We start from the raw sequence: 6,593 nt of genomic DNA on the forward strand, positions 1-6,593 counted from the left end.
AAAGCTACTGTTTATCCGTTTCTAATATAAGCCTTAATAAATTTAATTGTTTCTTCACCATCATATGGTCTAATTGTATAGTCTCCAACAGCACTTGGAATAATAAATGTTTCCGCATAATGCACAATAAATGGTTCAAATGCATCTGTTGGACTTTCAATCACAGCACTTGATCCTTCAACCAAGTTCAACATATGAACGCCATTTTTTGAAGAATGTCGTGTGAGGCATGACGTTGTAAAACGTCTTGTCTCAATGAATTCCAGTTCATGTAATCCTGTCTTTTCTTCACAATACTCATCATCTTGATGCATCATTTCAACATGATTAACAAGATTATCCTCTACCCATTTTGTTGTACGGTTCCATTGAATATTCTTTTCACCATCTTCAATATGAATGGGTCTAGGCAATCCATCTAAACCAAGACGATCCCAGTCCCATAGTTTAAATGTAAAGATATATGGTGTCGCACTGATTTCTAGAACCATACACCCTGATGATGAACAATGGATTGTTCCTGCAGGAATCAAAAAGTGATCATGTTTTTTAGCTGGAAAGAAATTGACATACTTATCTGCATCAAAGGACTGTTGACCACTCTGAGCTACTTTTAAATCATCAATCATTTGTTTGGCATCAATATTTTCTTTTAGTCCTAAATAAACGCCTCCATGTTCTTGAGCATCTAAGATGTAATAACTTTCATCTTGGGTGTATGTCATACCAAAATGTGATTTAATATATTCTGTTAAAGGATGAACTTGTAAACTTAGATTTTGTCCATCAATCGTATCAAGGAAATCAAAACGAATTGGAAATTCTGCACCAAAACGACAATAGTTCTTCATACCAAGTAGTTCTATTGGTTGATATAAAACCAGATCCATAGCTGGAATCTCAATTCTTGTTTTTCCAAATCTTAAATATAAACTGTTCTCTTCAGGAACACCATCAAAGCTCCATGCATAATTCTTTTCTTGAGGATCTAAACCACAATGTTCTTTCATCCATTGTCCACCCCATACTCCTGGATCAAAGTAAGGAACAAGTCTAAATGGACGCTTTGCAATTTGTTTTAATCCATTCCTTAAAGCTTCTCCAGTGACCATTTTAAGATGCCCTTTGTGATTACTGTCAATAAAATAATCAACCTTTTCAAACATCTTCATTTTATGTTTATCTGCAACTCGCCACTCTATAAAGAAACCTCTTTTAATTTTCTTTAAAGAATCTTCATCACCATTATCAGCTTTGAAATTAGGCATACCTTGACGATATCGGCATTGAATTTCCCATCTTGCTAAATCACAATAAATGTATAAATCTCCTTGACTAATAAGTCCTGCACCAACACCATAAATCAAAATGCGTTTTTGTTCATGAAGAACCTTTTTCATTTCCGCTAACTTTTTATGATCAACAAAATCTTCTAAAACGCCATAGAACATAACACCACGGACTCTATCTTCCGTAAGATGAGGTTTCATCATTTCATTAAGTTTATCTTTATCATAAAAGATATCTTCACTTCTTATCACAATCTCAGGTTCATAAACATCTTGAATAAAATCCAAGACTTCATCATCTACACCAGGATAACAGTCCACAACTAGACATTTCACATCGTGTATTTTTTCTAGCAACTCTTGCTTCATAGATGATAAATCATCGAATGCCTCTTGATCATAACCTTTAATTTTTGTTTCTGGAAACTTATCATAATTCATAAAAATCATCACCTATTCATTTATCTCATTCTATTATATCATTATCTATTCTTAGATGATACGATAAATCTTTATTGAATGCATATTTAAGATCATCTTGTCGAATTGAAAAAGTTCCTTTATAATACCCTAGAGGTGTTGATATGAAAAGATTAAAATATTTTATTCCATCTATTATCCTTATGATTATTATTTTCTCGTTTTCTCAACAAACAGGCGAAGAATCATCTGGACTCAGTTCTCAAATAACTCTTTGGATTCAAACCTATTTACATATTCCCATTACAGAATTTATAGTCAGAAAAGCTGCCCATATGAGTGAATATGCTGTTTTAACTTTTACATTTATTTATGGTTTTTCAGCAAACCAATGTTCATTAAAACAAATCATGATTTATTCTTTATTATGTACATTTTTATATGCCTGCACTGATGAAATGCATCAATTGTTTATTGGTGGTAGAGCAGGACAATGGATGGATGTAATGATTGATACATGTGGTGGTATTATCGCTAATATTCTTTTTTATGCATATACAAAAATAAGACATCAGTAAAATGATGTCTTTTTTCTATCATAATTTCTTTTCCATTAAATATCTTCTTAATCTAACTCCACGTCTTTCTACTGTCTGTTCTTCTAAAACATGATAACCATGTTTTTCAAAGAAAGGCTTTGACGTTATGGAAGCAGCTGTATTCATAAAAACAATGCCTTTTGCTCTAGCATATTTTTCAAGCTGTTGAACCAATAAAGACCCAACGCCCTGATGTAAATAATCAGGATGCACATAAAGTCGATCTAAATAGCCTGTTTCCCCAACATCCGCAAAACCAATAAGCTGTAACTTATCATTCTCTACAACCAATGTATGATTACGATTTAGCGATGCCTGCCAACGATAAACATCGGGATTTTTTGGTGCCCATGCATCAAGCTGTTCCAGTGTATAGTCATTAACACAGACTGTATGAATATTATCATAAAACATCTGTAAAATTGTATCTAAATCACTTGGCTTATATAATCTTGTCTTCATCAATACCACCCCTTCGCAACTATATTTATTATAGCATAGTCATAAAAAATAAGAAAGAAAGTTATCTTCTTTATCAAAGAAAATCAAAATGAGTGCTATCAATGATAACACTCATTTTTTCTTATATTCCAAACAATAAATCCATATATGTTGGCATTGGCCAATATTTTTCATCAACATGATTTTCAATTTCATCAACAACACGACGTAATTCATTCATTGTTGTTAAAACATCATCACGCCATATTTTAGCAATTTCTAAAATATCTCCTGTTTTCTTTTGAGCTCTTTCAACATGACTTTCTAAAATAGTCATCTGATTTTTCATTTGTGATAACATATCAGATAATAATTGAATATCATCAATCAAATAATCATTATGAATAGCTAATTCTTTTGTACGCAATGCTGTTTGAGATAACTGATTTAAATAAGATAATGCAGCTGGATATATTTCATTACGAGCCATTTTTAAAGCAGTTAAAGCTTCAACCTGAATTGTCTTATTATAGTTTTCAAGAAGAATTTCATAACGTGATTCAAGTTCAATCTCACTATAAACACCTAAACGCTTAAACATTTGAATGATTTTTTCATCTTTTAGACATTCCATAGCTTCCACAGTGTTTTTACGATTTGGAAGTCCACGTCTTTTTGCTTCTTCTTCCCACTTTGCAGAATAACCATCACCATTAAAGATAATTCTTTGATGTTCTGATAAGAATTCTTTAATGACTTCCATTGGTTCTTTTCCTTTTTCAATTTCATCTGCCATTTCTTCCATTTCTGTAGCCAAAATAGAATTTAAAATCGTATTTGGTCCAGCAATAGATTGAGATGATCCAACAGCTCTAAATTCAAATTTATTTCCAGTAAAAGCAAAAGGTGATGTACGATTACGATCTGTATTATCTTTAGAGAAATCAGGTACAACAGAAACACCGGTCTGGAATCTTCCATTTTCTACGTCTTCCAGCTCTTTACCTTCAATAATAGCGTGAATAATTTTATCTAAATCTTCACCAAGGAATATTGAAATAATAGCTGGAGGTGCCTCATTCGCTCCTAAACGATGATCATTACCTGCTGTTGCTGTGGACATACGCAATAAATCTGCATATTCATCCACTGCCTTTACAGTACATGCAAGAGCAGCTAAGAATGGTAAATTTTCGCTAGGATTTTTCCCTGGATTAAATAAGTTTACACCTGTATTTGTTACAACTGACCAGTTATTATGTTTTCCTGAACCATTCACACCATCAAATGGTTTTTCATGCAATAAACATCTTAAACCATGTTTTTTCGCAATATCCTGCATCAATAACATTAATAGATGATTATTGTCTGTTGTAATATTGACATTACGGTAGACACAAGCCACTTCATGTTGAGCTGGTGCCACTTCATTATGCTTTGTTTTAGAAGGAATTCCATATTTCCATAATTCGTGATCAAGTTCTTTCATAAAAGCTGCCACTTTACGTTTTAAACTTCCAAAGTAATGATCTTCCAATTCCTGACCTTTTGGAGCCATTGCACCAAAAAGTGTTCTTCCTGTTAATTTTAAATCCATACGCTTTTGATAATATTCATCAGCAACCAAAAAATATTCCTGTTCACTTCCTACAGAAGCATCAACATGTGTCACACCTTCCATACCAAGCATTGGTAATAAACGACAAGAAGCTTTTGTTAAGGCATCCACAGATTTTAATAATGGTGTCTTTTTATCTAAGGCTTCACCTGTATATGAACAAAACAGTGTTGGAATATACAAGCTACCATCTTTCACAAATGCTGGTGACGTACAATCCCACGCAGTATAACCACGTGCTTCAAATGTTGCACGTAATCCTCCTGAAGGGAAAGAAGAAGCATCAGGCTCTCCTTTTCTTAATGTTTTTCCACTAAACTCTAACACAGCTTTATTTCCATCAGGTTCTAAAAAGGCATCATGCTTTTCTGCAGTTAATCCAGTCATTGGTGTAAACCAATGTGTAAAATGTGTTGCTCCATTTTCAACAGCCCATATTTTCATTGCATTTGCAATAACAGTCGCCGTTTCTTTTGCTAATGGTTCTCCTTTATCTAAAGCTTCATGAAAAGCTTTATAAGTTGATTTTGGAATACGTTCTCTCATGACTTCATCACTAAATGTTAAACATCCATAGTCTTCAAGCAACTTATTCATATCCATTTCAATACATCCCCCATTTCTTTTTCCATCATTGTATCAATTTATTTGCGCCATGTCTATATAAATTCATTCTTATAAGAGGTAAATAGTATACATTTTCATATAATGAAATAAAATATTTTGGATATATTCTATTGTATTTTTTGAATTTCATATTTATACTAATGAAGAGGTGAATTTTTATGTTTGGACAATTTAAAGCATTGATTATTCATAGTCAGAAAAAGTTTAATGATCAAATCAAAGATTATTTAGAATCAAAAGATTATATCTGTCAACAAGTGATAAGCTATAAGGATCTAGTAGATTATTTTGATAATCAGACTTATGATTGTGTCATTATAGAAGATAATTTTCCACGTATTCAAATTAGAGATTTTCTTGTACAAATCAAATTAAGAGGACAACCTATTGTTATTGTTTTAAGTGATGCACTTGCTCCTGATTATTTAGAATCTTTATTAAATGCAGGAGCTGATGATTATTTAACAGAACCCTTTTCATTAAAAGATTTAGATATTAAAATTCAATCTGTTTATAAAAATGGTATTTTAAAGCCAAGACGTATTTATCGTTTCAAGGACATTGTCATGGATACAACAGCCAAAACATGTTCATGCAATGGCAAAGCTTTAACTTTAACAAAAAATGAATATAAGCTTTTATCCATTTTAATAGCTCATCCTTATCAACCTTTTAGTATTTCATATCTTTTTGAACAAGTTTGGGGTTCATCCATTTATGAAGATGGCACTTCTATTCCAGCACTAATCAGTAATGTGATTATGAAATTAAGACTGGCTAATAATGAACAGGAATATATCAAACGCTTTGGTAAAGATAATTATAAAATGGCTTTTTAAACTAAAGAGACTGAATCAATATGATTCGTCTCTTCAGACTGTTGACAAAGTGGTAGAATTTTTATTAAATCTACCACTTCTTTTCATTTTTTATGTAAATTGATAAATTTGTACTATTTTCCTTATATTTCTTTCTTTTTTATTCGGTGAGGTCGTATTTATGAGTCCTCTCCTTTTCTTCATTCTCGCTAATTTGCCTAAATTATGGCAGCCAAAAATAATCAACGATTCCTGTTGATTTTTCTTTAGTCCTCTTATTCTCGTAAACCTTAATCCATGCTTTTCTTTACAGTCTGCATAGACTCTTTCTATTGTTTCTTTTCTTAACGGGTATATGTTCTTCCATTCTGGTGTATATCTGATTTCATCCGCTAACTCTCTATATCCTTCCCATACGTGTCTTGTGATGACCTTCTGGTGATTCTTGCTCTGTGTACACTGCTCTAAAAATGGACATCCTTCACAATCCTTTGGATTTGATTTGTATTCCCTATATCCTGATTTGTTTGTTGTGGCATATTTCAAGTCCTTATTATTTGGACATATATAAATATCCAGCTTTTCATCATAGACATATTCATATTTCTTGAAGAATCCTTTTTTTGTCATAGGTCTTTTATATGGCAGATAAGGTCTGATTCCATCCTCTATGATTTCTCGACATATTGCAGGTGTTATGAATCCTGCATCTAAACTGATGTTATGTATTGAATCTCCATAGATATTCAATAGCTTTCTATACGCATCATGAAAAACAACA

6 protein-coding genes are annotated in these 6,593 nt (G+C 32.2%); 2 read left to right on the forward strand and 4 right to left on the reverse strand.

The window, feature by feature from the left end:
* Positions 1-11 precede the first annotated feature (11 nt).
* Entirely contained in the window at positions 12-1,730 is a 1,719-nt protein-coding gene (locus tag ACZYT4_RS11075; protein ID WP_463785692.1) for a class I mannose-6-phosphate isomerase, read from the reverse strand.
* A 143-nt stretch (positions 1,731-1,873) separates the two neighbouring features.
* On the opposite strand from ACZYT4_RS11075, the gene ACZYT4_RS11080 reads away from it, so the two are divergent.
* On the forward strand, positions 1,874-2,287 hold the full coding sequence (locus tag ACZYT4_RS11080) for a VanZ family protein (protein WP_463785694.1): 414 nt from the start codon (positions 1,874-1,876) through the stop codon (positions 2,285-2,287).
* 18 nt (positions 2,288-2,305) lie between these two features.
* Here the strand turns inward: ACZYT4_RS11080 and ACZYT4_RS11085 are convergent, their stop codons facing one another.
* Entirely contained in the window at positions 2,306-2,770 is a 465-nt protein-coding gene (locus ACZYT4_RS11085; protein ID WP_463785696.1) for a GNAT family N-acetyltransferase, read from the reverse strand.
* Between the two features lie 121 nt (positions 2,771-2,891).
* The gene (locus ACZYT4_RS11090; RefSeq protein ID WP_463785698.1) at positions 2,892-4,970 is read right to left on the reverse strand and encodes a glutamine synthetase III family protein; all 2,079 of its coding nucleotides are present in this window, start codon (positions 4,968-4,970) and stop codon (positions 2,892-2,894) included.
* A gap of 182 nt (positions 4,971-5,152) precedes the next feature.
* Here ACZYT4_RS11090 and ACZYT4_RS11095 point away from each other — a divergent pair, with 182 nt between their 5' ends.
* Positions 5,153-5,833 (forward strand): response regulator transcription factor, encoded by a 681-nt coding sequence (locus ACZYT4_RS11095; protein ID WP_463785700.1) that lies wholly within the window; start codon positions 5,153-5,155, stop codon positions 5,831-5,833.
* Between the two features lie 90 nt (positions 5,834-5,923).
* Here the strand turns inward: ACZYT4_RS11095 and ACZYT4_RS11100 are convergent.
* Positions 5,924-6,593: transposase (locus ACZYT4_RS11100; protein ID WP_463785702.1), on the reverse strand; the 670-nt coding region annotated here is incomplete at its 5' end.

The organism is Massilimicrobiota sp. mt181, from assembly GCF_055420065.1.

What these genes read in the sequence shown, in the direction of transcription:
- ACZYT4_RS11075 (WP_463785692.1), bottom strand. Translation starts at nt 1,730, where the DNA reads ATGAATTATGATAAGTTTCCAGAAACAAAAATTAAAGGTTATGATCAA.
- ACZYT4_RS11080 (WP_463785694.1), top strand. Translation starts at nt 1,874, where the DNA reads ATGAAAAGATTAAAATATTTTATTCCATCTATTATCCTTATGATTATT.
- ACZYT4_RS11085 (WP_463785696.1), bottom strand. Translation starts at nt 2,770, where the DNA reads ATGAAGACAAGATTATATAAGCCAAGTGATTTAGATACAATTTTACAG.
- ACZYT4_RS11090 (WP_463785698.1), bottom strand. Translation starts at nt 4,970, where the DNA reads ATGGATATGAATAAGTTGCTTGAAGACTATGGATGTTTAACATTTAGT.
- ACZYT4_RS11095 (WP_463785700.1), top strand. Translation starts at nt 5,153, where the DNA reads ATGTTTGGACAATTTAAAGCATTGATTATTCATAGTCAGAAAAAGTTT.